Below are 25,850 nucleotides of genomic sequence, written 5' to 3'. Positions count from 1 at the left end.
TCTGGTCAGCCTAACGAGGGGTTAACTGTCTGGCAACAAAGCGGTGTCAGATCTCTTCCACAGTCATCACGCCTTCTAGCGATTTGATCGCGCCCTTGATTTGCGGGTTGATCGGAAACTCGCGCCCCAGATCCATTTCAACATCCCCCGGCAGGCTTGGGTCCAACAACAGCAGTTGGATTGGACCCCGCGCTGCGCCCTTGGCGGCGGTCGCGGCGTCTTCCAACACTTTGGCAACGGTTGGTAATGCCTGCGCCTCATCAACGAAAATGCGCAACCCGGTTGCCCCGGCCTCGGCCACCAGCGAATCCGCAGGTCCGACTGACCGACCCAGCAGTTTGAGCTGATCTGCCTCCATCGTCGCCTCGGCGGTCAGGACGACCTGAGCCCCCGTTTCCAGAAACTCACGGCATTTCTCCAACGTGTCAGAAAACAGCGTGACTTCGTAGGCCCCGGTTGGGTCCGAGAGCTGCGCAAAAGCAAAGCGATTGCCCTTGGCCGATTTCCGTTCCTGCCGTCCGGCGACTACTCCGGCCATTTTGGCGATCAGCGGGCCAGAGCGGGCTTTGTCCATCACCTCATCCAGCGTCAGAACCTTTTTACGCTTCAAAGCGGGCATATAGTCGTCCAGCGGGTGACCGGACAGATAGAAACCGATGGCCTTGAATTCTTCACTGAGGCGCTCGGCAGGCAGCCAATCCGGCGTCGGCGACAGGCGTGGTTCGGGCAGGTCGTCACCGGCCTCACCAAACAGAGACACTTGGTTGGAGTTTTTCTGTTCATGGATCGCCGCCGAATACTGGACCAGCCGGTCAAGGCTTTCGAACACGCGGCGGCGGTTTTTGTCGAGCTCGTCAAAGGCTCCGGCCCGCGCCAGCATTTCCAACGGGCGTTTGCCGACTTTCTTCAGATCCACTCGACGCGCAAAGTCGAACAGGTTGACGAACGGTTTTTCCGCCCGCCCCTCGACCACGAGGTTCATCGCCTCGACGCCTACGTTTTTCAATGCACCCAGCGCATAGACCAATTCACCGTTCACAACGTCGAACGTCGATAGCGAGCGGTTCACACATGGCGGCACATAGGGCAGTTCCAACCCTTTGCGGACTTCTTCAAAGTAGACGGCCAGCTTGTCCGTCAGATGGATATCGCAGTTCATGACACCCGCCATAAACTCGACCGGGTGGTTCGCCTTCAGCCAACCAGTTTGATAGCTGACCACCGCATAGGCGGCCGCGTGGGACTTGTTGAAGCCGTAGTTGGCGAATTTCTCGAGCAGGTCGAAAACCTCAGAGGCTTTCTTGGCATCCACGCCGTTCTCGCCCGCGCCCTTTTCAAATTTAGGACGCTCGGCATCCATGGCCTCTTTGATCTTCTTACCCATCGCGCGGCGCAACAGGTCGGCACCACCCAACGAATATCCCGCCATGACCTGCGCGATTTGCATCACCTGTTCCTGGTAAACGATGATGCCCTGAGTTTCCTCAAGGATGTGGTCAATCAAAGGATGCACGGACTCGATCTTGCGCAGCCCGTTCTTGACCTCACAATAGGTCGGGATGTTTTCCATCGGGCCCGGACGATACAGCGCCACCAAGGCCACGATGTCTTCGATACAGGTGGGCTTCATCCGCTTGAGCGCGTCCATCATGCCGCTGGATTCCACCTGGAACACAGCCACGGTCTTGGCCGCTGAGTAGAGCTTATACGTCGCCTCGTCATCCAGCGGGATGGCGTTGATCTCGTTCTCGGCCCCTTCTGCGGGTTCATAAAGCTCAGTGCCATCTGCCGCGATATGCAGATGCCGCCCGGATTTGAAAATCAAATCCATCGCGTTCTGGATCACAGTCAGGGTTTTCAAACCCAAAAAGTCGAACTTCACCAGCCCGGCCTGTTCCACCCATTTCATGTTGAACTGGGTTGCTGGCATGTCCGAGCGTGGGTCCTGATACAGTGGCACCAGCGCGTCCAACGGTCGGTCCCCGATCACCACCCCCGCTGCGTGGGTCGACGCGTTGCGCAGCAATCCCTCGACCTGCTGGCCATAAGTAAGAAGACGATCCACCACCTCTTCGTTCCGCGCCTCTTCACGCAGGCGCGGTTCATCTTTCAGCGCTTTCTCAATCGAAACCGGCTTGACCCCCTCAACCGGGATCATCTTGGACAGGCGGTCCACCTGCCCGTAGGGCATCTGCAACACCCGCCCGATGTCGCGCACGGCGGCCTTCGACAGCAGCGCACCAAAGGTGATGATCTGTCCCACCTTGTCACGGCCGTATTTTTGCTGAACATAGCGGATCACCTCTTCGCGGCGATCCATGCAGAAGTCGATGTCGAAGTCGGGCATCGAGACCCGCTCGGGGTTCAGGAACCGCTCGAACAGCAGCGAATAGCGCAGAGGGTCAAGGTCGGTGATCGTCAGCGCATAAGCCACAAGAGACCCCGCACCCGAGCCCCGCCCCGGTCCTACCGGAATATCGTGATCCTTGGCCCACTGGATAAAGTCGGCAACGATCAGGAAGTAACCAGGAAAGCCCATTCCTTCGATAATGCCCAGCTCAAAATCCAGACGTTCCTGATACGCTTCAGGCGTCACCGCGTGCGGGATCACAGCCAGACGTTTCTGCAGACCTTCGTTCGCAATGCGGCGCAGATCGGCCACCTCATCATCCGCGAACTTCGGCAAGATCGGATCACGGCGATAAGCCATGAAGGCGCAACGTTTGGCAATCTCGACAGTGTTCTCAATAGCCTCGGGCAGGTCCGCAAACAGCGTCACCATCTCTTGCTGCGATTTGAAATAGTGCTGCGCAGTCAGGCGGCGGCGACCTTCCTGCTGGTCGACATAAGCACCTTCCGAGATACAGATCAGCGCATCATGCGCCTCATACATGTCCGAGGTCGGAAAATAGACGTCATTCGTGGCAACCAGCGGTAGGTTCTTGGCATAGGCCATTTCGATATGGCCGCGCTCGGTCAAACGTTCTGCTTCTGGCTGACCGTCCTCGCCCGGATGGCGCTGAAGTTCGACATAAAGCCGATCCGGGAACATTCCCGCCAGACGATCTAACAGCATTTCAGCTGCAGGGCGTTGGCCCTGCTGCAACAACAAGCCCACCGGCCCGTCCGGACCGCCAGTCAAACAGATCAGACCTTCGGACCGATCTGCCAGCTCGTCCAAAGAGACCTGTGGCAGCTGTCCACCCTTGTCCACATACAGGCACGAACTCAGCTTCATCAGGTTTTCATACCCGACCTCGGACTGCGCCAGCAGAACCAACGGTGCGGGCGCTCTTGGTTTCTCGCCGGGCTGCGCCTGCACAAAGGTCAGATCAACCTGACAGCCCATGATCGGCTGCACGCCCGCACCGCTTGCTGTAACCGAGAACTCCAAAGCCGAGAACATCGAGTTTGTGTCCGTGACCGCAACGGCGGGCATCTCCATCTTCTCGCAAAGCGCAGGAAGCTTTTTAAGCCGCACGGCGCCTTCCAGAAGGGAGTATTCGGTGTGAACGCGGAGGTGAATGAATCGTGGTTTACTGCTCATACGGACCAAGCTATCTCAGCCAGACGCTCTGCAAAAGCGGGAACCGTAGCTTCGGAATGCACAAAAAATCGATGCTGATTATTCGGCTTTTCCAGAAGGTGCTTCGGGATTGATCGGCTGACGTATTCAAAAAGCTCTTTATTTACAAGCGCCTGCCTTCTACACGAAGACAAAAATCACATGCCGTGCGTTTCCAATGGTGCATCACAGAGGCAGTTTTTCTTGCCAGATAAGCCGCACTGTTTCTAACATCTTACGGCAAGCTATTCGCCCGCCGCTCTTTCTACGTCGCATCGAAGGAGGGTCTAAAGGGCGCAACAGGGTAAGGCGACGGGTTTCTCGAATGAATATCACGTTTCTTCTGAACGGAGAGACAGTGGAGCTGGCGGATGTCAATCCTACGGCGACCCTGCTGGACTGGCTGCGCGAGGATCGCGGCCTGACCGGCACCAAGGAAGGCTGCAACGAAGGCGATTGCGGTGCCTGTACCGTCATGGTCACGGATGAAGGCGGCCACAAGGCGCTGAATTCCTGCATCCTGTTCCTGCCTCAACTGCATGGCAAAGCCGTCCGCACTGTTGAAGGCGCAAGCGGGCCCAATGGCGAAGCCCATCCGGTACAGCAGGCCATGGTAGACCTGCACGGATCTCAATGCGGGTTCTGCACCCCTGGTTTTGTCATGTCGATGGTCGCCAGCCACGCCAATGGCGCGACCGATCACGACACCCAGCTTGCCGGCAACCTGTGTCGCTGTACCGGCTATGCCCCGATTATCCGTGCCGCCGAGGCCGCAGAAGAACATCCCGTGCCTGTTTGGGTCAAAGATGAGCCTGTCCCCGCAGCCGATGCACGGCTAGTACCAGGTTCGTCAGATGAACTGGCTGCTTTGTACGTTGAATACCCTGATGCGACACTTATTGCCGGGGCAACCGACGTTGGCCTTTGGGTCACCAAACAGTTGCGTGATCTGGACCCTGTGATCTTCCTCAACCGCTGCGAAGATCTGAAACAGATCGCCATCACTGAAAGCGAAGTCCGCTTCGGCGCCATGGTCGACATGAACCGCATGGGAGAGGCCCTGGCTGACCTGCACCCTTCCTACGCCGAAATGATCCGGCGCTACGCCAGCGTACAGGTGCGACATGCAGCGACCGTCGGCGGCAACATCGCCAACGGCTCGCCTATCGGGGACAATCCTCCTGCGCTGATCGCGCTGGGTGCAACCTTGCATCTGCGCAAGGGTGACGAGCGGCGCTCGATCCCCTTGGACGAGTTCTTCATTGACTACGGCAAGCAAGACCGCACACCGGGTGAATTCGTTGAAGCCGTCAGCTTCCCGCGTCAGCCCGACAGGCTGAAGGCTTACAAACTCAGCAAACGGTTCGATCAGGATATCTCGGCCGTTTGCGGGTGTTTCAATGTCACGGTTTCGGACGGCAGCGTCACACAGGCACGTATCGCTTTCGGCGGCATGGCCGGAGTTCCGAAACGGGCGACCCATGTCGAGGCCGCGCTGATCGGCAAACCCTGGACACGCGACGCCATTAAAGCCGCGCTCCCTGCCTTTGCTGACGATTACGCACCACTCACGGACATGCGCGCCTCGGCCACCTATCGTCTGGAGACGGCCAAAGCGATGCTGGAACGCTATTTCCTCGAAGACCAGGGTGAGATCACCAACGTGCTGGAGGTGTCGGCATGAGTGTAACCAAACCCCTCCCACACGATGCGGCGCCGCTGCATGTGTCCGGCTCAGCACGGTATGTGGATGACATCCCGACGCCCAGGGGCACGCTGCATCTGGCATTTGGCCTCAGCCCGATCGCAAAGGGCAAGATCACCGCGATGGACTTATCGGATGTGAAGGCCGCCGAAGGTGTCGTGATGGTGATGACGGCCGAGAATCTGCCTTTCGCCAATGACGTCTCACCCTCGATCCATGATGAGCCATTACTCTCAGACGGCACGGTTCACTATATCGGCCAGCCCGTGTTTCTGGTTGTCGCAACCAGCCATTTGGCCGCCCGCAAGGCCACCCGTCTGGGCAAAATCGACTATGCCGAAGACACACCGATCCTGACCGTCGAAGAGGCGATTGCCGCTGACAGCCGGTTCGAGGACGGACCGCGCATTTACGCCAAAGGTGATGCGGACGCCGCCATCGCAGGCGCGGCGCACGTCATCGAAGGCACGTTTGAGCTTGGCGGACAAGAGCATTTCTATCTGGAAGGCCAGGCCGCTTTGGCGGTGCCAAATGAAGGCGCGGATATGCTGGTGCACAGCTCGACCCAGCACCCGACTGAGATACAGCACAAGGTTGCGGATGCCTTGGGCGTTCCGATGCACGCCATCCGGGTTGAAACCCGCCGTATGGGCGGCGGCTTTGGTGGCAAGGAAAGTCAAGGCAACGCATTGGCCGTTGCCTGTGCCGTTGCCGCGCGCGCCACAGGCAAAGCCTGCAAAATGCGCTATGACCGCGACGATGACATGATCATCACCGGCAAGCGCCATGCCTTCCGAATTTCCTACAAGGCCGGGTTCGATGAGAATGGCCACATTCAGGGCGTGTCTTTCCTCCACTATGCGATCTGCGGCTGGGCGCAGGACCTGTCCCTGCCCGTCGCCGACCGCGCAATGCTGCATTCGGACAATGCCTATCTGCTGCCCAATGCGCGGATCGAAAGCCACCGATTGAAAACCAACACTCAATCCGCCACCGCCTATCGCGGATTTGGCGGGCCGCAAGGCATGGTAGGTATAGAGCGGGTTATGGACCACGCGGCACATGCACTTGGTCTGGACCCGGTCGAGCTGCGCCGCCGGAACTACTATGAACCGGCCCACGCAGTCGCCGAGCCTGCACCAGTCGAAAAGCCTCTGGGCCATCCCGACCCTCGTGAAGACCTGACCAGCCGGGGCGCTGTAGAGACAGGGGACGCCCCCATGCGCCCGTTGCCCGCAGGTGGCAACACGACGCCCTACGGCATGGAGATCAGCGATTTCGAACTGCACGGAATAACCGAGGCGCTACTGAAGTCCAGCGACTACGCTGCGCGCAAAGCGGCTATCGATACCTGGAACGCCGAGAACAGTGTGATCAAGAAGGGCATCGCCTTCTCTCCGGTCAAGTTTGGTATCTCCTTCACTCTGACCCACCTGAACCAGGCCGGTGCTTTGGTGCATGTGTATCAGGACGGCTCGGTCCATCTGAACCACGGCGGCACCGAAATGGGTCAGGGACTGTTTCAGAAGGTGGCGCAAGTCGCGGCCTCACGCTTCGGCATCCCGCTGGAGATGGTCAAGATTACCGCCACCGACACCGCCAAAGTACCGAACACATCGGCGACGGCAGCGTCTTCGGGCAGTGACCTGAACGGCATGGCAGTGAAAGCCGCCTGTGATACGATCCGCGACCGGATGGCAGACTATCTGGCTGAACGGCATCAGGCCAATCCTTCTGCCGTCACATTCTCCGACGGCCACGTTTCGGTGGGCGAAGAGCGCTATACCTTCGCCGAAGCTGCAGCGCTGGCCTATCAGGGCCGGATCAGCCTGTCGGCAACGGGTTTCTACAAGACACCCAAAATCGAATGGGACCGGATCGCAGGACGCGGACGTCCATTCTTCTACTTCGCCTATGGTGCGTCGATAACCGAGGTTGCCGTTGACACGCTGACCGGCGAGAACCGCATCCTGCGCACCGACATCCTGCATGATGCGGGTGCATCGCTGAACCCGGCGCTGGACATCGGACAGGTCGAAGGCGGCTATGTGCAGGGCGCAGGCTGGCTGACGACCGAGGAACTGGTCTGGGATGGCAAGGGCAACCTGCGCACGCACGCGCCCTCGACCTACAAGATCCCCGCCTGCTCCGACCGGCCCGACATTTTCAATGTCACGCTTTGGGGTGGTGCAAACCGCGAGGACACCATCTATCGCTCGAAAGCGGTCGGGGAGCCACCTTTCATGTTGGGCATCTCGTCATGGCTGGCCCTGTCCAACGCGGTGGCAGCCTGTGGCGACATGTACCCTGCACTCAACGCACCTGCCACCGCTGAAGAAGTCTGGCGCGGTGTCCAAAGGATGAAGGGAGGCATCTGATGGGATTTGATCTGGAGGCTTTGAGGGAGGCAGTCAAAACCCACGGACAAGTGGTCCGCGTGGTCATTGCCGGGATCAAAGGATCATCCCCGCGCGAAGTCGGCGCGGCCATGCTTGTCTGGAAGGACGGGCAAAGCGGCACCATAGGTGGCGGTACGCTGGAATTTCAGGCGGCCGAGGCGGCGCGGGCACAAACCCAAGCTTCGCGCCTGACCCACCACGCGCTTGGACCCGAGATGGGACAATGTTGCGGTGGCGCGGTTTCGTTGCTCAGCGAGGTCTATGACCGCGCGGCGCTGGAAACGCTGGATGAAACACTCATCGTGCGTGCCACATCTGGCGGGGAGATGCCGTTATCGGTCAAACGATTGCTGGCAACCGCGCGTGGCCAGGGGATCACTCCTGAACCCCAGATAGTCGACGGCTGGATGATCGAGCCGGTGCACAAACCAACCCGACACCTCTGGATCTGGGGTGCCGGTCATGTCGGACGGGCTCTGGTGGATGTTCTGTCACCGCTGCCCGACCTTGCAATCACCTGGATCGACACCGGCCCGGATCGGTTTCCGACCACCACTCCCAAGGGTGTAACTGTGGTTCCGGCAGTAAAACCGGCCGAGCTGGTCCGACACGCACCGACCGATGCCGAGCACCTTGTGCTGACATATTCACACAATTTGGACCTGGAACTGTGCAACAGGCTGCTTTTGCATGATTTCCGCTTTGCGGGACTGATCGGCTCGGCTACGAAATGGGCGCGATTCCGGTCGCGGCTGGCGGCGCTTGGGCATTCGCCCGAGCGGATCAGCCGGATAACCTGTCCGATTGGCGATCCGAACCTGGGCAAACACCCGCAGATGATCGCCGTTGGCGTTGCCGCGCAACTGTTGCGCCCGGCCTGGCAGAACGAGTTGAAGAAGGACCTGAGCGCGTGACCACTCCACTTTTGAGCCTGCAAGGGCTAACCAAAGCCTATCCCGGCGTCGTGGCCAATGATCAGGTGTCTTTCGACATCGGCGAGGGCGAAGTTCACGCCCTGCTGGGGGAAAACGGCGCCGGAAAATCGACACTGGTCAAAATGATCTATGGATTGGCGAAGCCTGACAGCGGCACCATGCTGTTGCGCGGCCAGCCTTTCGCGCCCCCTGAACCTCGATCTGCACGGGCGGACGGTGTTGCAATGGTGTTTCAGCACTTTTCGCTCTTCGACGCGCTGAATGTTGCCGAGAACATCGCGTTGGGGATGGAGAATCCGCCGCCAATGGGCGATCTGGCCTCACGTATCCGCGAAGTGTCCGAAGCATATGGCCTGCCACTGGACCCGTTCCGCACTGTTGGGGATCTGTCCGCAGGAGAGCGTCAGCGGGTCGAGATCATCCGCTGTCTGTTGCAAGACCCCAAGCTGCTGATCATGGACGAGCCGACGAGCGTGCTGACCCCACAAGAAGTCGACATCCTGTTTGAGACGCTGAACAAGCTACGCTCCGAAGGCACATCAATCCTCTATATTTCGCACAAGCTGGAAGAAATCCGGACGCTGTGTGATCACGCGACGATCCTGAGACTGGGTAAGAATGTGGGCGAATGCGTGCCCGCCGAGACATCCGCGCGGGACATGGCCGAGATGATGGTGGGCTCGACCCTGCAGACGCCTGAACGCTCGGGGCGTGACTTTGGTGAGGTTGCTCTGGATGTCACTGGGCTATCAGTGCCGTCGCCGTCGGAATTCGGCACGGCGCTGAAGAACATCCACTTGACCGTCCGCAAGGGCGAAGTTCTGGGCATTGGTGGCGTTGCCGGGAATGGACAGGATGAATTGCTGGGTGTGCTGTCGGGTGAAATCCTGACCGCTGCGGATGCGATCAAGTTCAACGGTCAACGGATCGGCAAACTCGGCCCCACCGCGCGGCGCAAGCTGGGTGTGCTGACAGCGCCCGAAGAACGGCTGGGCCATGCAGCAGCTCCGGACATGAGCCTGACGGAAAACGCCTTGCTGACCGGATCGGTGCGGGAAGGGCTGGAAAGCAACGGCTTCCTGAAATGGGCCGAGACCAAAAGCTTTGCCGAGAAGATTATTAGCGCTTTTGACGTTCGCACGCCAGGGCCTGAGAATGCCGCGCGGTCTTTGTCCGGAGGGAACTTGCAGAAATTCGTGATTGGTCGCGAAGTGTTGCAAAACCCCGACGTTCTTGTAGTGAACCAGCCCACCTGGGGCGTGGATGCAGCGGCGGCGGCAGCGATCCGGCAGGCCATTCTGGATCTGGCCGCTAAGGGAACTGCGGTGGTCTGCATCAGCCAGGATCTGGACGAGTTGATGGAAATTTCGGACAGCTTCGCGGCGTTGAATGAAGGACGGCTGAGCGCACCGCGCCCGACCACAGGTCTGACTGTGGACGAGATCGGCCTGATGATGGGTGGTGCCCATGGCATGGAGGTGGCGCATGTGTGATCCGTGGCGTCGCCTTCGGCGAGAGTTTTTAAGAAAAGATGAAGAATGTTGGGGGCTGAGCAGATGATTGTATTGGAGAAGCGGCCACAGCCGTCCAAGGCGTGGTCTTATGCGACCCCTCTGGTGGCGGTGCTGGCGACAATGGTGTTTGGAGGGGTGCTGTTTACCATTCTGGGCAAGAACCCGATTGAAGCCATTGGCACTATTTTCTGGGAACCGCTGTTTGGCGAGTTTGCCTTCTACTACCGTCCACAATTGTTGGTCAAAGGCGCACCTTTGGTTCTGATTGCCATCGGCTTGTCGCTGGGCTTTCGGGCCGGTATCTGGAATATCGGTGCCGAAGGGCAATACATCATGGGTGCCATCTTTGGCGCTGGTGCTGGTCTGGCCTTCTATCCTTTGGATGCGTTTTACATCTTCCCGATCATGGTGATTTCCGGCGCGTTCGGCGGCTGGCTCTGGGCGATGATCCCGGCCTTTCTGAAAGTACGTTTTGGCACCAATGAAATCCTGGTGTCGCTGATGCTGGTCTATGTGGCCGAACAGATGCTGGCCTCGGTCTCGCTGGGACTTTTGAAGAACCCAGAGGGCTTTGGCTTTCCCGGATCGCGCAACCTGCAGCAATATGACAGCGCGCATAACGCCGAGCTGATCGCCGGGTCCGGCATGCATTGGGGTGTGGTGACAGCACTGATCGCTGTGATCTTTGCGTATGTGCTGCTGAACCGGCACATGCTGGGCTTTCACATCCGTCTAACGGGTGAGGCGCCACGTGCGGCGAAGTTCGCGGGTGTGAACCCGGCGCGGTTGATCCTGTTCTGTCTGGGCCTGTCCGGGGCGCTGGCCGGGCTGGCCGGGATGTTCGAGGTCTCGGGACCTTCGGGCGTAGTCAGCATCGATTTTAACGTTGGCTATGGCTTTACCGCGATCATCGTCGCTTTTCTGGGCCGCCTGCATCCGGTGGGTATCCTACTGGCCGGCGGCCTGATGGCGCTGACCTATATTGGCGGCGAAATCGCGCAGTCGAAGCTGGGCCTGCCGGCCGCAGCGATCCAAGTTTTCCAGGGGATGCTTCTGTTTTTCCTGCTGGCTTTCGATCTTCTGACCAACTACCGCATCCGTGCGGCTCGTAGCGAGGTAGCATAATGGACCTTGGTGAAATCAATCCCGTCCTTCTGGTTGCCTCGCTGATGGTGGCCGCAACCCCCCTGCTGCTGGCTGCGATCGGAGAGCTGGTCGTCGAGAAAGCAGGCGTTCTAAACCTTGGTGTCGAGGGTATGATGATCGTGGGCGCAATCAGTGGCTTTGCCATCTCGGTCGAGACCGGATCGCCCTGGCTAGGCTTTGTTGCGGCGGCAATTGGTGGTGCAGTGCTGTCGCTGCTGTTTGTACTGCTGACACAGGTGGCATTGGCCAATCAGGTGGCAAGCGGCCTTGCACTGACGCTGTTCGGTCTGGGGTTCAGCGCTTTGATGGGGCAAAGCTATGTGGGCGTCAAACCCCCGAGTATGGGTGATATCCACATTCCGGTACTCAGCGACATTCCCGTCATCGGGCCGATCCTGTTCCAGCATGACCCGATCCTCTATGTTGGCATCGCTTTGACCGCAGCGGTTTGGGCCACGCTCAAATATACCCGTGTCGGTCTGATCCTGCGCGCGGTTGGTGAAAACCACGATGCCGCGCACGCGCTTGGTTATAAGGTCATCAAGATCCGCGTCATGGCGATCCTGTTTGGCGGGGCCTGCGCGGGTCTGGGCGGGGCCTATATCAGCCTGATCCGCGTGCCACAGTGGACCGAGGGTATGACCGCGGGTGTGGGCTGGATTGCTCTGGCGCTGGTGGTATTTGCCAGCTGGAAACCATGGCGTGCCTTGTTGGGTGCCTACTTGTTTGGCGGTATCACCGTGTTGCAGCTTAATTTGCAGGCAGCAGGCGTTGCCATCCCCGTCGAGTATCTGGCAATGTCGCCTTATATCATCACGATCCTTGTGCTTGTGATCCTTTCGGCCGACAAGAGCAGCGCACCTGCCGCATTGGGCCGGATCTTCCATGCCTCACACTAGGGGCCAACTGAACCAACTTGGGGAGTAACTACATGAAATTCAAATCACTTCTGACAACGGCTGCAATCGCACTGGGTCTGGCGACTGGTGCCGTTGCGCAAGACAAAACCAAGGTCGGTTTCGTCTATGTCGGCCCCGTGGGTGACGGTGGCTGGACCTATGAACACAACAAGGGCCGTCTGGCCGTCGAGGATCACTTTGGCGACAAGGTTGAAACCGTCTTTGTTGAATCGGTTCCCGAAGGTCCCGATGCCGAGCGTGTTATGACCCAGATGGCGCTGGAAGGTGCCGATCTGATCTTTACCACTTCATTCGGCTATATGGATCCGACCATCAACGTGGCCCAGAAGTTCCCGAACGTGAAGTTCGAGCACGCGACCGGCTATAAGACCGCCGACAACGTCTCGGTCTATTCGGCCCGTTTCTATGAAGGTCGCGCTGTTCAGGGCCACATCGCGGGTAACATGACCAAATCCAACATCATCGGATATATCGGTTCGTACCCGATCCCCGAAGTGATCCGTGGCATCAACTCGGCCTATATCCACGCCAAGAAGGTGAACCCGGATGTCGAGTTCAAGATCGTCTGGGCATACACGTGGTTTGATCCAGCAAAAGAGGCTGACGCCGCCACTGTTTTGATTGAACAGGGCGCGGACGTTATCCTGCAACACACCGACTCGACTGCCCCGCAGGCAGCTGCGCAAGAGGCGGGTAACGTTGTCACCTTTGGTCAGGCCTCGGACATGAGCGAATATGCTCCGTTCCCGCGCGTCTCGTCGATCATCGATGATTGGGCCCCCTACTACATTGCGCGGACCCAAGCCGTCATGGATGGCACATGGGAAAGCGCCAACACATGGGATGGCATCCGGGAAGGCATGGTTGCAATCGGCGAGATCACGGAAGCCGTTCCTGCCGATGTCAAGGAAGAGGCCTTGGCACTGAAAGCCGCCATGGCTGCGGGTGAGTACCACCCCTTCACCGGTCCGCTGAAAAAGCAGGACGGTAGCGACTGGTTGGCTGAAGGAGAAACTGCTGACGACGGCACGCTGGCAGGCATGAACTTCTATGTCGAAGGTTTGGAAGGCGAAATTCCGCAGTAATCTGCGCGCTTAAGTGATCGAAAGGGCCCGCACAGTGGATGCGCGGGCCTTTTTCATTTTGTCGCCGCAGAAGCTCGCGCATTGAGGATCAGGTCGCGTGATCTGCGACTTGATGCAGGGCCAAGCCATCAATCGCGCGAGGCGGCGCAGCGTTTGTCACAATGGTGTCGATCCTGTCGAAACCGGCAACCTGGAACTTCGGCGATGTTTTCCATTTATCAGCATCGGCCACCAGCAGCGACTGTCGGGATTGCTGCAGGATCATACGGCTGACATCCGCGTCAATGGGTTTGAAATCCAGCAACCCGAATTCGGCAGACAAGCCGCCTGCACCGATAACACCAAAGTCGGCACGGAACCTTTGATAATCCAACAGAGTTTGCCCGCCAACGACATCACGGTCTTCGGACCGCAAGACCCCGGCGGTAAAGTGAACCTCGGCTGAGACCGAGCCGCAAAAAATGGTCGCAACCTCAAGATTGTTGGTGACAACAGTCAGGTCGGAATGCTCCAGCAAGGCCTCGGCCACGTATTGTACAGTGGTTCCGATGCCCAGCATGACTGTTGCGCCCTGCGGGATCATTTGGGCGGCGGCCTGACCAATGGCGCGCTTTGCCCCCTCGTTCATCACACGACGCGACCTGAAGTTCAGATTGACAGGATTGCTCGGCGCCACAACCCCGCCATGAACACGGCGCGCAAGGCCCTCGTCGCACAGCGCGTTGATGTCCCGTCGGATGGTCTGTGTGGCCACGTTAAAATGTTGGGACAGGTCCGTAATTGATTGCAGACCCGACTGGCGGATGAGATCCAGGATCGTCCGTTGCCTGTCGTTCAAGTCCAAAATCCAGATCCCTCTCAAATGCTCGGCGCAATCCAGTCCGGAAACACCCCGCTCTCATCGATGTATTTCTGCACGGATTGCCCAGCAAACAAACCATGGTTGGTGATCAAAACCGAACCCCAGCCGCGCGATTGGCCCCCCAGAATATCTGTATGCAACGTATCACCCACCATGACAATGCGACGAGGATCAACCGCACCTGTGCGACGTTCGATCTCTTCGTAGACCGACGCAAAAGGCTTGCCGTGAAACGTTGGCGTTATCCCGAGACGGGACTGCACATCATGCGCATAGAATCCGGGCTCTCGCGTTAGACCGGTTTCGCGGGGCGCAACCAGATCAGGGTTTGCCACGACAACCGGTCGGGGATTTCGGGCCAGACTGTCCAGCAAAAGCGCCTGCCGCCCACTGTTCCAATCCAATGTGCTTAGGAAAAGGAAGCCGCCCGCCTGATCGTAAACCTCGATATCGTCCAGCAGGTGCAACGTGGGAACTTCTACCTCATCCTCGGTCCAGTTGGCAGGGGCCGCTGCACCCCATCGTTGCCCGCTGGCCAGTTGCGGCATGTGTTTCTCGCACACCATCCTGCTGGACACGATCTCACTCAGCGAAAAGTCGAAACCCAGACCCCGGAACACACCCTGCGCTTGGGCGGCGGCATAGCTGGCTGCGTTGGTCAGAACAAATATCGTTTTATTGGCCGCACGCAGATTTTTGATCCGTTCCGCCGCCCCCGGGATCGGAAGCTTTCCGGTATTGAGCACGCCATAAGCGTCAAAGACAAAAACGTCAGCCTGATCCGTGATCGCCCCCAGATCGGGGATGTGGCGCGACCCTCCTGATCGGCTTGGCGCATCTGGCAGCCGGTCCCGAATGTCTTCATACCATTGGAAAGCCATACCCGGCGTGATCGCGCGCGAGATATCGTCCCAAATGGGACCTGTCGGTTCAAGTCGCGGGGTGATCGCCTGAGAGATCGAATCTGAGCTCATGTATTCAAACGCAGGCCGCTGGCTGTGTCGAAAAAATGCAGGTCCGACAAAGCCGCCCCCAGTTGCAACTCGCTTCCGGGTTCGGGCATGTGCACCCCCTGAAGACGTACACCGAGCGGCGAGGCTGTGCCGTTGGCAGAGGCCTCGCCATGCACGATCGTGTCGGCGCCCAATTGCTCGACAAAGCCTGTTTTCAGCTTCACATGCATCGCATGATCTTGTCCCCGATGAAGATGCTCGGGACGGACACCCACGCTCACCGAGGTACCTGCCGGTGCATGTATCGGCGCGTCTGCGGCAATCGTCTGCTCTCCGATCTGCAACGAATGCCCATCAGATCCGACAGTCGCGTCGATAAAGTTCATCGCCGGGGTGCCGATGAATTCCGCAACAAAGCGTGTTGCGGGGCGCAGATATAGATCCATCGGCGTGCCGATCTGTTCGATCTTTCCCTCGCTCATGATCACGATACGATCAGCCAGCGACATCGCTTCGACCTGATCGTGGGTCACATAGATGAAGGTACCGTTCAGGCGCGCATGAAGCGCCTTCAGCTCGGCCCGCAATTGGGTGCGCAGCTTGGCGTCGAGGTTTGAAAGCGGCTCGTCAAACAGGAACACTTTCGGTTTGCGCACGATGGCGCGACCCATGGCGACGCGCTGGCGTTGACCACCCGAAAGCTGACGCGGTTTGCGGTCCAGGTAATCCGATAGGCGCAACGTGCGCGACGCCTCGGCAATACGCTCGGCAATCTCGTCTTTGGGCAGTCCTTCGTTTTTCAGACCATATTCCATATTCGCACGCACAGTCATATGCGGGTAAAGGGCATAGTTCTGGAATACCATGGCAATGTCCCGGTCTCCGGGTTCCAGATCGTTCACCCGACGCCCGTCAATATCCAGATCACCTGTCGTGATGGTTTCCAGACCCGCAATCATCCGCAGAATCGTAGATTTCCCACAGCCCGATGGGCCCACCAACACGATGAACTCACCATCCTGAATCTTAATATCGACGTCGCGTACAGCCGACACGCCGCCGGGATAGGTTTTGCCCAGTGACCTGATGCTCAGATTGGCCATATTATTTCTCGCTTTCCACAAGCCCTTTGACAAAGAGCTTTTGCATTGCAATCACAACCAGAACCGGCGGGATCATCGCCAGAACGGCCGTACCCATGATCAGATGCCAGACAGGAAGACTTTCACCCGAATTCACCATGCGTTGAATACCCATAACGATGGTGTATAGCCCTTCGTCCGTGGTTACCAAAAGCGGCCACAGGTATTGGTTCCAGCCGAAGATGAAAAGGATGATGAACAGCGCCGCTATGTTCGTACGGCTCAGCGGCAGCAAAATGTCCCAGAAGAAGCGCAGTGGTCCGGCGCGGTCGATCCGCGCGGCCTCGACCAACTCATCGGGGATGGTCAGAAAGAACTGACGGAACAGAAGCGTCGCGGTCGCAGATGCAATCAGCGGCACGATCAACCCTGCATAGCTGTTGAGCAGCCCCATTTTGGTGACGACGTCAAAGGTTGGTAGAATGCGCACCTCGACCGGCAGCATGAGGGTGATGAAGATCATCCAGAAGAACACCATGCGCAACGGGAACTTGAAATAGACCACCGCATAGGCCGAGATGATCGAAATGGCGATTTTGCCAAACGTGATCCCCAACGCCATGATCGCACTGTTCAGCATCATGCGGCCCAGCGGCACACCACCCGCTTCGGGCAGGCCCTGGCTGATCAAGAGTGAATAGTTTTGCCAGCCCTGATCGCCAAACCACATCGGGATCGGGGATGAGGAAAGCGCGTCGGCGCTATGTGTTGATGCCACCAGCGCCATCCAGACCGGAAAGCATAGAAACAGCACTCCGATTATCAGCGCAGCATGGGTCAGAACGGTCAGGAAGGGGCGATTTTCGACCATCAGTAGTTCACCTTGCGCTCTATATAGCGGAATTGGATGAAGGTCATGCCGACCACCAGCGCCATCAGAACAACTGACTGCGCGGCTGAGCTGCCATAGTCCTGACCAACGAAGCCGGTGGAATAGACACGATAAACCAGAATCGAAGTCGCATCGACCGGGCCGCCTTCGGTTGTGGCGTGGATCAGTGCAAAGGTGTCAAAGAAGGCATAGACCAGATTGATCACCAGCAGAAAGAATGTGGTGGGCGTCAGCAGCGGGAACACGATGGTCCAGAATCGCCGCGCCGGGCTGGCGCGATCTATGGCAGCCGCTTCGATCAACGATTTCGGGATGCTTTGCAGACCGGCCAGAAAGAACAGGAAGTTATAGCTGATCTGCTTCCACGCCGCCGCGACAATCACCAGCAACAACGCCTGGTCGCCATTTACGTAATGATTCCAGTTCACTCCCAGCGCCTTGAGCCAATAGGCGACAATGCCAAGGCTTGGGTTCATCAGGAAATACCAGATTACGCCAGCCAATGCCGGTGCAACTGCATAGGGCCAGATCAACAGGGTACGATACGCGGTCGCGGCCCGGATCACTCGGTTGGCGGCTACCGCCAGACCCAACGAGATGCTCATGGCCAGCGCAGCGACCGAGACGCTGAAAATCAGCGTGGTTCGGAAAGATCTGAGATAACCGGGATCAGCGAACAGCTCTGCATAATTCTGCATTCCAACCCAGTTGCGGGAAAACCCAAACGCGTCTTCAACATAAAACGAGCTTTCCAGCGCCTGATAGGAAGGCCAGAAAAAGAAAATCAGCGTGATGGCGATCTGCGGTGCAACCAACAAATACGGCAGCAGCTTGGATCGGTAGACGACGCGTTTCTGCATGTCAGATCTCGGCAGTCAGTGGGATCAAAAACGCGGCCCCCTACAATCAGAGGGAACCGCGCCATGAGGGGGTATCTTAGCTGTTCGCGCCCTGGAACTTACGCAGCAGCGTGTTACCGCGCTTCACAGCGTCATCCATTGCGGTCTTGGCATCTTTTTCACCCGACCAGACAGCTTCCAGTTCTTCGTTGATCACATCGCGGATCTGAACGAAGTTGCCAAAGCGCAGACCTTTCGAAGCCGGTGTCGGCGCGTTCAGGCTCAGCTGTTTGATGGCGGTGTCGGTGCCCGGATCGGTTTCATAGAAACCCTGTTCCTTCGACAGCTCATACGCCGCCGTGGTGATTGGAACATACCCGGTGGTCTGGTGCCAGTAGGCCTGCTGTTCGGGCGCTGAAACGAACTGGAAGAATTCAGCCGCGCAGGTGTATTCGGGTTGCTCGTGGCCGTTCAGAACCCACAGGGTCGCACCGCCGATGATCGAGTTCTGCGGCTCGTCTGCCAGAGAGGAATCCAGCGGCAGCATGGCCTGACCGAATTCGAAGTCCTTGATGTCGCTCTTAAAACCACCGTAATAGGCCGAAGAATTGATCCACAGCGCAGTCTCACCGTTCACGAATTGCCCACGGCTGTCTCCACGGCGACCGCCATAGACGAATAGACCTTCTTCGCCCATGTCTGCGATGCGCTGGATGTGATTTACAACGGCATCGTTGTTGAAGGTGAATTCGGTCGACAGGCTGGCGAAGCCGTTTTGCTCGGTGCCCATGGCAACATTGTGCCAGGCCGAGAAATTCTCGATGTTCGACCAGGATTGCCAGCCGAACGAAAACGGCTTTTCGACACCATTGGCCTTCAGTGCGCGCGCAACTTCTTCAACTTCGTCCCAGGTGGTCGGAACGGCAACACCTGCCGCATCCAAAGCGGTCTTGTTGTACCACAAAACCGGGGTCGATGAGTTGAAGGGCAGTGACAGAAGGTTGCCGTCGGTATCAGTGTAATACGAAATCACGGCGGGCAGGTATTTCGACTGATCGAAGTCGATACCCGCGTCTTTCATCAGTTTGTGGACAGGGTAGATTGCGCCTTTGTCGCCTGCAGCCATCATGGTGGCGGTGCCGACTTCGAACACCTGAACGATATGAGGCTGTTCGCCCGCGCGGAAGGCGGCAATCGCGGCGGTCATGTTCTCGGTGTAGTTGCCTTTGTAGGTCGAGTTGATCACGCAGCTGTCCGACTGAGCATTGAAGTCAGCAGCAAACTTGTCGGTGATTTCGCCCAACTGGCCACCCATGGCGTGCCAGAATTTAACTTCAGCCTTGTCGGCTGCAAAGGCGGCGGGGGCAGCGAAAACCGCAGCGGTCGCGGCAGCGTATTTCGTCGATGTTTTCATTGGATCCTCCAGGCTGGGTCACAAAGCGATATTGGGCAAGTCGTGTCATGTTCGACGCCTGTCCGCCGCCTACTGCGATTCTGTAACGTTCATATGAAATTTCTCTGTGTTCATATGAACTAAGATGCTGAATTAGCATCGGAGTTAGAGGTCAAATTGGATGGGTTTATTTCAAATGAACGCGTTGTTTCCTTTTCAAATACAGACGTCGGCCAGCACAGCTTGCTGAGCGCAACTGCATTGTTTCAAAAGCATTGGTTTTGAATGTGTGCTGGGCCAGCGACACTGAAACGGCAGGAAAAGCTTGATCCTCCCCGCAGGTTCGGGGCACATAACTGACGTTTCAAAGAAAGGTCTTTCGGTTCAAGATCAACTCTGCACTGTTTTGCAACCGGTTGCGGTAATTAGCCGATGGTGCATAATGAACTGACAATGAAAATCACCTCGACATCCCTTTCCTTTTGCCCTTGGAGTCACCGCCCGTGAGCGTGACCTTAAAAGACGTCGCTGCCCTTGCAGGTGTATCGCGATCTGCTGTTTCGCGCACCTTCACCGAAGGCGCCTCGGTCTCGGCAAAAACACGCAGCAAGGTCGAAAAAGCGGCACGCGAACTGGGCTACAGCCCGAATGCTCTGGCCTCGTCCCTAACGACCGGACGCACCAAACTGATCGGGTTGATTTCGAACAATTTTCACAACCCCATTTTCCTTGAGGTTTTCGATCAGTTCACCCGTGCCCTTCAGGAACGCGGCCTGCGCCCGTTGATCGTGAACCTGACGGATGAGACCGAACCCGCCAATTCGGTCCGAATGCTGCGGCAGTACTCGGTGGATGCGGCCATCGTGGCTTCGTCGACGCTGCCACCCAGCTTTGCCAAGGCGTTTCATGATGCTGGCGTGCCCGTGGTGCATACGTTTGGACGGTCGGCCACTTCGCCCGAAGTGCATGTCGTTGGAATCGACAACGCGGAATGCGGACGTATGGCCGCCCGCGAACTTTTGGCACGCAAATATACCCGCATCGGCTATCTGGGCGGACCTCAGGATGCGACCTCGGCCCTGGACCGGCATCGCGGCTTCATGGAGGAATTGTCCGGCCACCCTGAGATCGACGTGAGCCATTGTTTTGCCGGGGCCTACTCTTTCGAGGCTGGGCGGGCAGAAATGCTGCGCCTTCTCTCCGAAACTCCGGCCGAAGCTTACTTCTGCGGCGACGACATCCTGTCTATCGGCGCGCTATCGGCGCTGAAAGATCATGGGTTGAAGCCGGGTCAAGACATTGGAATCATCGGTCTGAACGACATGGAAATGTCGCGATGGGAAAACATCGACCTGACGACGATTCACCAGCCGATCAAGCAGATCATCACCTCATCCGTCGATCTGATTGTCGAGATGTTGAAAGAGCCTCAGCGCTATCCCGAGGCCCGTATATTCCCCTGCCGCGTAATTGAACGGGGCACATTGCGGCCCCGCCCCTGATTAGCGAAACATCGGCGGACGGGCGTCCTTCCAAGCCCCACCTGCTTTGCCCGAAGCAACGGCTGCATAGACCGCAGCGATGGATCTCACTCCATCCGCTGCCCCGGGCAGCCCGTCCCGGACTTCACCGCGAATTGCATCTGCCAGATCGCAATAGATATTGGCCACCGCCAGAGGGAATCCCTCGGGGTGCGCGATGGCGACCCGAGACAGACGCTGAACTTCGTCATGCAGATCGCCCTCGCCCTTTTCGATGATTTGGGTGCGCCCACCCACAGGCGTGTAAATCAACTGGTTGGGTTGCTCGGATGCCCAGCGCAGTCCGCCGGTTTCGCCAAAGACCTGAATATCAAAGCCATGTTGCCGTCCGATCGCCACCGATGATGTCCAAAGGCGTCCAACCGTGCCGCCTTCCATACGGAAGTTGATCATTGCATCGTCTTCCAACTCACGGCTGGAGATAGTCGAGGCCATATCGGCGGCAAGGGTCTTCACCTCGTCATCGCAGATAAAGCTGGCCATATGCAGCGCGTGGATACCGCAATCGGCAAACTGCCCAGAGATCCCTGCCATAGCTGGGTCATAGCGCCAGCGGACACGCGGGTTGTCTGCGTCGGTGGCGTCGCCATGATGACCATGGCTGAAGTTCGTCACAACCAACCGCACCTTGCCGATATCGCCTGCACGCACCATCGCACGGGCCTGACGCACCATCGGGTAGGCAGAATAGCAGTAGTTCACCGCGCAGATCTTGCCCGAAGCTTCGGCCACGCGGACGATCTCTTCGCCTTCTTCCACCGTCATGGTCATCGGCTTTTCGCACAAAACGTTGAAGCCAGCTTCCAAATAGGCCTTAGCAATCTCGAAATGGGTCGAGTTGGGCGTCGCAATAGTCACCAGATCAATCCGGTCATCCCGGTCTTTCTCGCCCGCCAGCATCTGTTGCCAGTCACCATAGGCGCGGTCGGCAGCAACACCCAGTCGCTGCGCGTATTCCCGGCCTGCTTCGGGCCGGTGATCCAGCGCGCCAGCGGCAAATTCAAACAGGCCGTCAGCCTGAGCGCCCAAACGGTGGGCAGGCCCAATCTGGCTGCCTTCACCACCCCCGATCATGCCCCATCTCAACTTAGCCATGGTCATCGTCTCTCTTTAGAATTTCATAGGTTAAGCGATCAGAAATCGCTGATGTCTTTCCATCGCCGCTGATCTGACGATGCCAGGGCAGCGGCCAGCACACGGTTCACCTCATGCCCATCGCAAAAGGTGGGCCAGGCCGCTTCTCCGGTGTGAATGGCCTGCAGGAAATCCTTGGCCTCGATGATAATCTGATCCTGATATCCGGTTCCGTGACCCGGGCCCTGACAGAAGGGTTCATAATCCGGGTGCGCGGGGCCTATCAGGATCTTTGTAAACCCGCGCGAAGCTTCGGGTCCTTCCCGCTTATACAGCCACAGCGCGTTCTGGTCTTCCTGATCAAACCGGATCGCGCCTTTTGTGCCTGATATTTCATAAGCGTAACCCATTTTCCGACCCGTCGCGACCCGGCTGAAATACAGATTACCCATAACCCCGTTTTTGAACCGGCACATCATCTGGGCATGGTCGTCATTTGTAACCTCGCCACCCGGGCGGGTTTTGTGCACCGTCTCCACATCGGCCATCACCTGCGCAATCGGGCCAACAAGTGCCATCGCTCCGTTGACCATATGCGGAGCCAAGTCTCCAATTGTGCCATTGGCCATTCCTGTCGTGCGCCAGGTGGCTGGGGCCTGCGGATCGGCATAAAAATCCTCGGTATGCTCACCCCTGAACCAAGTGATGTCACCGATCTCACCATCGGAGATCAACTGGCGGGCGTACTGGCTGGCGGGTGTGCGAATATAGTTGAACCCCACCATGTTCACGGCACCCGCGGCTTCGGCTGCCGCAACCATCGCCCTGCTGTCTTCAAGCGATGCTCCTAGTGGTTTTTCACACAACACGGGCTTGCCCAGATCAAAAGCCGTTTCGGCGATCTGACGATGCGTGGATTGAGGCGAAGCAATTACAATAGCTTCGACCTTGGGGTCTTCAACCAGCGCGCGCCAATCGTCAGTCGCGCGCGCAAAGCCATAGGCTGTCCGGTAACGTTCAGCGCTTTCGGGGCTGGATGCACAAATGACCTCAAGCCGGGGCCTCAACGCGGTGTTGAACACCGCACCAACTGCGGACATGGCAACTGAATGGGCCTTGCCCATATAGCCGCCACCCACAATTCCAATTCCGATTTCAGGCATCTGCAACGGCTCCGAACATATCATTTGCAACCGGTTGCAAAATCAGTATCGTGTGAATCGATTCAACGCAAGGTCCAAACTTTGCCGACCCCACTGTGCCGGAGGACATGACTTGAGCGCTTTGATAGACGGTATCAAAGGAAACCGCTTTGCCGTTTTCGGGCGAGCAGGCATGGACCTGTATGCAGACCCCATCGGTGTCAAAAGCGAGGATGCCGACACGTTCCATGCCGATCTGGGTGGTTCATCCGCAAACATATGCACCGGGTTGGTCAAGCTGGGCAGTCTGGCCTCGCTGATCACGTCTGTCTCGGATGATGCAGTTGGCCGGTTCTGCCTGAACCGATTGCGACACTATGGCGTCGATACATCCTATATCCGGGTATTGGGTGGTGAATATCGCATGTCTCTGGCTGTCTACGAAAGCCGGATCGAGAACTTTCAGAATGTCATCTACCGCAACGGGGCCGTCGATTTTCAGGTCACTGAAGAGGACATGGACAAGGTCGACTATTCATCCTTCTCGGCAGTCATCTCGGCAGGCACGGTTTTTGCCTCCGAGCCATCGCGCGGCGCTACGTTCCGTGCGTTCGAATACGCACGAGCTGTTGGTCTGCCAATCATCTTCGATATCGACTACCGCCCCTACAGCTGGCCCTCGCCCGAGGTAGCCGCCGAGATCCTGTCGCGGGCCGGAGACGCCAGCGACCTGATCGTCGGCAATGACGAAGAGTTCGGGTTCATGGCTGGAGGCATCGAAAAGGGCTTTGCCAAGGCCAAGGAACTGGCAGAAAAACCTGGTCGGCTGGTCATCTACAAGATGGGTGAAAAAGGCGCCGTCACATTGATGGACGGGCAAGAGATTGAAACCGGCATCTACCCGGTCACCGCCGTCAAACCCAATGGGGCTGGCGACAGTTTCATGGCGGGCCTATTGGCTTCAATTGCTACCGGGCACGACCTGAAAGACGCTGTCATGCGCGGTTCGGCCTGCGCATCGATCGTGGTGTCAAAGCCAGGGTGCGCGCCAGCCATGCCCACGACCGCTGAACTGGATGCGTTCCTCGCCTCACACCCCGGCCCAACCACATAGGAGACTCCCATGCACATCGCGCCCTATGACAACCAGAACAAGCCAATCGTCGACGCCGATGATCCAAATGTCCCGTTGAACTATTTCAACATCGTCAAACTGAAAAAGGGCGAAGCGTTCGAATATCAGGTTCCCGGCTATGAGACCTGCATCGTGCCCGCCACCGGCAGTGTCGACGTGGACGTCGAAGGCGTTGCCTTCGCGAAGCTGGGCAACCGGGGCGAAGATGTCTGGGATGGCGACCCCGAAGGTGTTTACGTGCCCGTCGGTGCAAAAGTGCAATTGGTTTGCGTTTCAAATGAAGCCGAAGTCTTCATTGCCGGTGCCAAATACGACAGGGTGCTGGACCCGTTCGATGTGCGCGAACACGACCTTGTGCAATACGGCAGCGACGACACCAAAACTCACCGCAAGATCAAACATATCCTTGGCCAGAAACAGCACGACAGAGTTGGCCGCCTGCTGGTAAGTGAGCTGTTCACCGTTGGTCAGGGCGGCTGGTCAGGCTTTCCCAGCCACAAGCACGACACCAACCGCCTGCCGGACGAGACCCGCCATGACGAGACCTATAATTTCCGCTTCAAGCCCAACTGGGGCTCGGGCCTGCAGATGTTGCAACGCGAGGACAACGAACCGGGCGATGCCTATCACATCGTGGATGGCTCAACGATCTGTATCGACAACGGTTATCATCCTTGCTGCGTTCTGCCGGGTTATGAGATGTATTATTTCACCATCCTCGGTGGTCTGACCCAGCGTTCGTTGGTGCAGTATTTCCAGCCCACTCATGCCTATCAGATCGAAACGATCCCAGGCATCAAAGACATGATCGCGAAGTTCAAATGACTCTCGTCACACTGAAAGACGTCCTGCAACCTGCCTATGAACAAGGTTACGCCGTGGGCGGGCTTGTCACCCTCGGCTGGGAAGACATGCGCGCCTATGTGGCAGCGGCCGAGGCGGAAAATGCACCGGTGATCCTGCAAGCCGGCCCCAGTTGCCGCGAACACACGCCGCTGCCCGTACTGGGTAAAATGTTCCGGTATCTCGCCGAAAACGCGTCGGTTCCGGTCGTTGCACATCTGGATCACGGCTATACGTTCGAAGACTGCAAGATTGCGCTGGACAGCGGTTTTACCTCGTTGATGTTCGACGGGTCGCGCAAACCTTTGCAACAAAACATCGACGAGACCGCCGCGATTGCCGAGATGGCTCATGCGGCCGGCATTTCATGTGAGGGCGAGATCGGCTTTGTCGGTTATTCCGGCGGTGAAGGATCCAATGGCACCGACCCCGAGGAAGCCGCGAAATTCGCATGTGAAAGCGGAGTGGACGCGATGGCGATTTCGGTCGGCAATGTTCACCTTCAGCAGAACAAGGAAGGTGGTTTGGACGAGGCGCGTATCGCCGAGATCGATGCCATGACCGAAGTACCCCTGGTCATTCACGGCGGGTCGGGTGTGCCGGTGGAGCAGCGCATGAAGCTTGCACAAAAGACATCGATCTGCAAGTTCAACATCGGGACCGAGCTGCGAATGGCGTTCGGCCATGCCATGCGCGAGGCTGTCAACCGCGATCCGGATCGGTTTGATCGCGTCACTATCCTGAAAGAAACACACGACCCGGTCGAGGCCGCTGCCCGCACTGTGATCCGTGCCTTTGGTGCCCCGCCGCAAAGGTAAAGCGCCC

General features: G+C 57.9%; 20 protein-coding genes. 11 read left to right on the top strand and 9 right to left on the bottom strand.

The window, feature by feature from the left end; all coding sequences use genetic code 11:
* Positions 1–46: 46 nt before the first annotated feature.
* Positions 47–3,547: a DNA polymerase III subunit alpha gene (dnaE, locus tag AC2FLD_RS09165; protein WP_496668784.1), complete on the bottom strand. Its 3,501-nt coding sequence runs from the start codon at positions 3,545–3,547 to the stop codon at positions 47–49.
* Between the two features lie 343 nt (positions 3,548–3,890).
* On the opposite strand from dnaE, the gene xdhA reads away from it, so the two are divergent.
* From xdhA to AC2FLD_RS09130, 7 genes are all read left to right on the top strand, one after another.
* On the top strand, positions 3,891–5,249 hold the full coding sequence (xdhA, locus tag AC2FLD_RS09160; RefSeq protein ID WP_496668782.1) for a xanthine dehydrogenase small subunit: 1,359 nt from the start codon (positions 3,891–3,893) through the stop codon (positions 5,247–5,249).
* Positions 5,246–7,648, top strand: coding sequence for a xanthine dehydrogenase molybdopterin binding subunit (xdhB, locus tag AC2FLD_RS09155; RefSeq protein WP_496668780.1), 2,403 nt, complete (start codon positions 5,246–5,248; stop codon positions 7,646–7,648). Before xdhA ends, xdhB begins: the two co-directional genes overlap by 4 nt.
* Complete coding sequence (xdhC, locus tag AC2FLD_RS09150) at positions 7,648–8,583, top strand: xanthine dehydrogenase accessory protein XdhC (protein ID WP_496668778.1); 936 nt, start codon at positions 7,648–7,650, stop codon at positions 8,581–8,583. The genes xdhB and xdhC overlap by 1 nt, the downstream gene beginning before the upstream one ends.
* Positions 8,580–10,097, top strand: coding sequence for an ABC transporter ATP-binding protein (locus tag AC2FLD_RS09145; protein WP_496668776.1), 1,518 nt, complete (start codon positions 8,580–8,582; stop codon positions 10,095–10,097). Before xdhC ends, AC2FLD_RS09145 begins: the two co-directional genes overlap by 4 nt.
* A gap of 63 nt (positions 10,098–10,160) precedes the next feature.
* A complete protein-coding gene (locus tag AC2FLD_RS09140) occupies positions 10,161–11,243 on the top strand; it encodes an ABC transporter permease (RefSeq protein WP_050604248.1) in 1,083 nt (360 codons plus the stop codon).
* On the top strand, positions 11,243–12,163 hold the full coding sequence (locus AC2FLD_RS09135; RefSeq protein ID WP_050604173.1) for an ABC transporter permease: 921 nt from the start codon (positions 11,243–11,245) through the stop codon (positions 12,161–12,163). Before AC2FLD_RS09140 ends, AC2FLD_RS09135 begins: the two co-directional genes overlap by 1 nt.
* A gap of 32 nt (positions 12,164–12,195) precedes the next feature.
* Positions 12,196–13,269: a BMP family ABC transporter substrate-binding protein gene (locus AC2FLD_RS09130; protein WP_050604172.1), complete on the top strand. Its 1,074-nt coding sequence runs from the start codon at positions 12,196–12,198 to the stop codon at positions 13,267–13,269.
* A gap of 88 nt (positions 13,270–13,357) precedes the next feature.
* Here AC2FLD_RS09130 and AC2FLD_RS09125 read toward each other — a convergent pair whose 3' ends face one another.
* The 6 genes from AC2FLD_RS09125 to ugpB form a co-directional block, all read right to left on the bottom strand.
* A complete protein-coding gene (locus tag AC2FLD_RS09125) occupies positions 13,358–14,107 on the bottom strand; it encodes a DeoR/GlpR family DNA-binding transcription regulator (RefSeq protein WP_496668774.1) in 750 nt (249 codons plus the stop codon).
* Positions 14,108–14,127: 20 nt separating this feature from the next.
* Entirely contained in the window at positions 14,128–15,105 is a 978-nt protein-coding gene (locus AC2FLD_RS09120) for an HAD-IIA family hydrolase (RefSeq protein ID WP_496668773.1), read from the bottom strand.
* Positions 15,102–16,187 (bottom strand): ABC transporter ATP-binding protein, encoded by a 1,086-nt coding sequence (locus AC2FLD_RS09115; protein ID WP_496668771.1) that lies wholly within the window; start codon positions 16,185–16,187, stop codon positions 15,102–15,104. Before AC2FLD_RS09115 ends, AC2FLD_RS09120 begins: the two co-directional genes overlap by 4 nt.
* 1 nt (position 16,188) lies before the next feature.
* Positions 16,189–17,037, bottom strand: coding sequence for a sn-glycerol-3-phosphate ABC transporter permease UgpE (gene ugpE / locus AC2FLD_RS09110; protein ID WP_496668769.1), 849 nt, complete (start codon positions 17,035–17,037; stop codon positions 16,189–16,191).
* Complete coding sequence (ugpA, locus tag AC2FLD_RS09105; protein WP_496668767.1) at positions 17,037–17,918, bottom strand: sn-glycerol-3-phosphate ABC transporter permease UgpA; 882 nt, start codon at positions 17,916–17,918, stop codon at positions 17,037–17,039. Before ugpA ends, ugpE begins: the two co-directional genes overlap by 1 nt.
* A gap of 76 nt (positions 17,919–17,994) precedes the next feature.
* Positions 17,995–19,311: a sn-glycerol-3-phosphate ABC transporter substrate-binding protein UgpB gene (ugpB, locus tag AC2FLD_RS09100; protein ID WP_496668766.1), complete on the bottom strand. Its 1,317-nt coding sequence runs from the start codon at positions 19,309–19,311 to the stop codon at positions 17,995–17,997.
* 482 nt (positions 19,312–19,793) lie between these two features.
* On the opposite strand from ugpB, the gene AC2FLD_RS09095 reads away from it, so the two are divergent.
* The gene (locus AC2FLD_RS09095) at positions 19,794–20,792 is read left to right on the top strand and encodes a LacI family DNA-binding transcriptional regulator (RefSeq protein ID WP_496668764.1); all 999 of its coding nucleotides are present in this window, start codon (positions 19,794–19,796) and stop codon (positions 20,790–20,792) included.
* Here AC2FLD_RS09095 and AC2FLD_RS09090 read toward each other — a convergent pair whose 3' ends face one another.
* Positions 20,793–21,926 (bottom strand): Gfo/Idh/MocA family protein, encoded by a 1,134-nt coding sequence (locus AC2FLD_RS09090; protein ID WP_496668762.1) that lies wholly within the window; start codon positions 21,924–21,926, stop codon positions 20,793–20,795.
* Positions 21,927–21,964: 38 nt separating this feature from the next.
* The gene (locus AC2FLD_RS09085; protein WP_496668761.1) at positions 21,965–23,068 is read right to left on the bottom strand and encodes a Gfo/Idh/MocA family protein; all 1,104 of its coding nucleotides are present in this window, start codon (positions 23,066–23,068) and stop codon (positions 21,965–21,967) included.
* Positions 23,069–23,180: 112 nt separating this feature from the next.
* Here AC2FLD_RS09085 and iolC point away from each other — a divergent pair, with 112 nt between their 5' ends.
* The 3 genes from iolC to AC2FLD_RS09070 are packed head-to-tail and all read left to right on the top strand — an operon-like array spanning position 23,181 to position 25,843.
* Entirely contained in the window at positions 23,181–24,161 is a 981-nt protein-coding gene (iolC, locus tag AC2FLD_RS09080) for a 5-dehydro-2-deoxygluconokinase (RefSeq protein WP_496668759.1), read from the top strand.
* A 9-nt stretch (positions 24,162–24,170) separates the two neighbouring features.
* On the top strand, positions 24,171–25,007 hold the full coding sequence (locus tag AC2FLD_RS09075) for a 5-deoxy-glucuronate isomerase (protein WP_496668758.1): 837 nt from the start codon (positions 24,171–24,173) through the stop codon (positions 25,005–25,007).
* Positions 25,004–25,843, top strand: a complete 840-nt coding sequence (locus tag AC2FLD_RS09070) for a class II fructose-bisphosphate aldolase (RefSeq protein ID WP_496668756.1) — start codon at positions 25,004–25,006, stop codon at positions 25,841–25,843. Before AC2FLD_RS09075 ends, AC2FLD_RS09070 begins: the two co-directional genes overlap by 4 nt.
* Positions 25,844–25,850: the final 7 nt, after the last annotated feature.

The organism is Ruegeria sp. CDSA021 (genome assembly GCF_059612325.1).
This window is presented reverse-complemented; position numbering and strand designations above follow the sequence as displayed.

Coding starts and splice junctions, on each gene's coding strand:
- dnaE (WP_496668784.1), bottom strand. CDS start 3,547: ATGAGCAGTAAACCACGATTCATTCACCTCCGCGTTCACACCGAATAC.
- xdhA (WP_496668782.1), top strand. CDS start 3,891: ATGAATATCACGTTTCTTCTGAACGGAGAGACAGTGGAGCTGGCGGAT.
- xdhB (WP_496668780.1), top strand. CDS start 5,246: ATGAGTGTAACCAAACCCCTCCCACACGATGCGGCGCCGCTGCATGTG.
- xdhC (WP_496668778.1), top strand. CDS start 7,648: ATGGGATTTGATCTGGAGGCTTTGAGGGAGGCAGTCAAAACCCACGGA.
- AC2FLD_RS09140 (WP_050604248.1), top strand. CDS start 10,161: ATGATTGTATTGGAGAAGCGGCCACAGCCGTCCAAGGCGTGGTCTTAT.
- AC2FLD_RS09135 (WP_050604173.1), top strand. CDS start 11,243: ATGGACCTTGGTGAAATCAATCCCGTCCTTCTGGTTGCCTCGCTGATG.
- AC2FLD_RS09130 (WP_050604172.1), top strand. CDS start 12,196: ATGAAATTCAAATCACTTCTGACAACGGCTGCAATCGCACTGGGTCTG.
- AC2FLD_RS09120 (WP_496668773.1), bottom strand. CDS start 15,105: ATGAGCTCAGATTCGATCTCTCAGGCGATCACCCCGCGACTTGAACCG.
- AC2FLD_RS09115 (WP_496668771.1), bottom strand. CDS start 16,187: ATGGCCAATCTGAGCATCAGGTCACTGGGCAAAACCTATCCCGGCGGC.
- ugpE (WP_496668769.1), bottom strand. CDS start 17,037: ATGGTCGAAAATCGCCCCTTCCTGACCGTTCTGACCCATGCTGCGCTG.
- ugpA (WP_496668767.1), bottom strand. CDS start 17,918: ATGCAGAAACGCGTCGTCTACCGATCCAAGCTGCTGCCGTATTTGTTG.
- ugpB (WP_496668766.1), bottom strand. CDS start 19,311: ATGAAAACATCGACGAAATACGCTGCCGCGACCGCTGCGGTTTTCGCT.
- AC2FLD_RS09090 (WP_496668762.1), bottom strand. CDS start 21,926: ATGGCTAAGTTGAGATGGGGCATGATCGGGGGTGGTGAAGGCAGCCAG.
- AC2FLD_RS09085 (WP_496668761.1), bottom strand. CDS start 23,068: ATGCCTGAAATCGGAATTGGAATTGTGGGTGGCGGCTATATGGGCAAG.
- AC2FLD_RS09075 (WP_496668758.1), top strand. CDS start 24,171: ATGCACATCGCGCCCTATGACAACCAGAACAAGCCAATCGTCGACGCC.
- AC2FLD_RS09070 (WP_496668756.1), top strand. CDS start 25,004: ATGACTCTCGTCACACTGAAAGACGTCCTGCAACCTGCCTATGAACAA.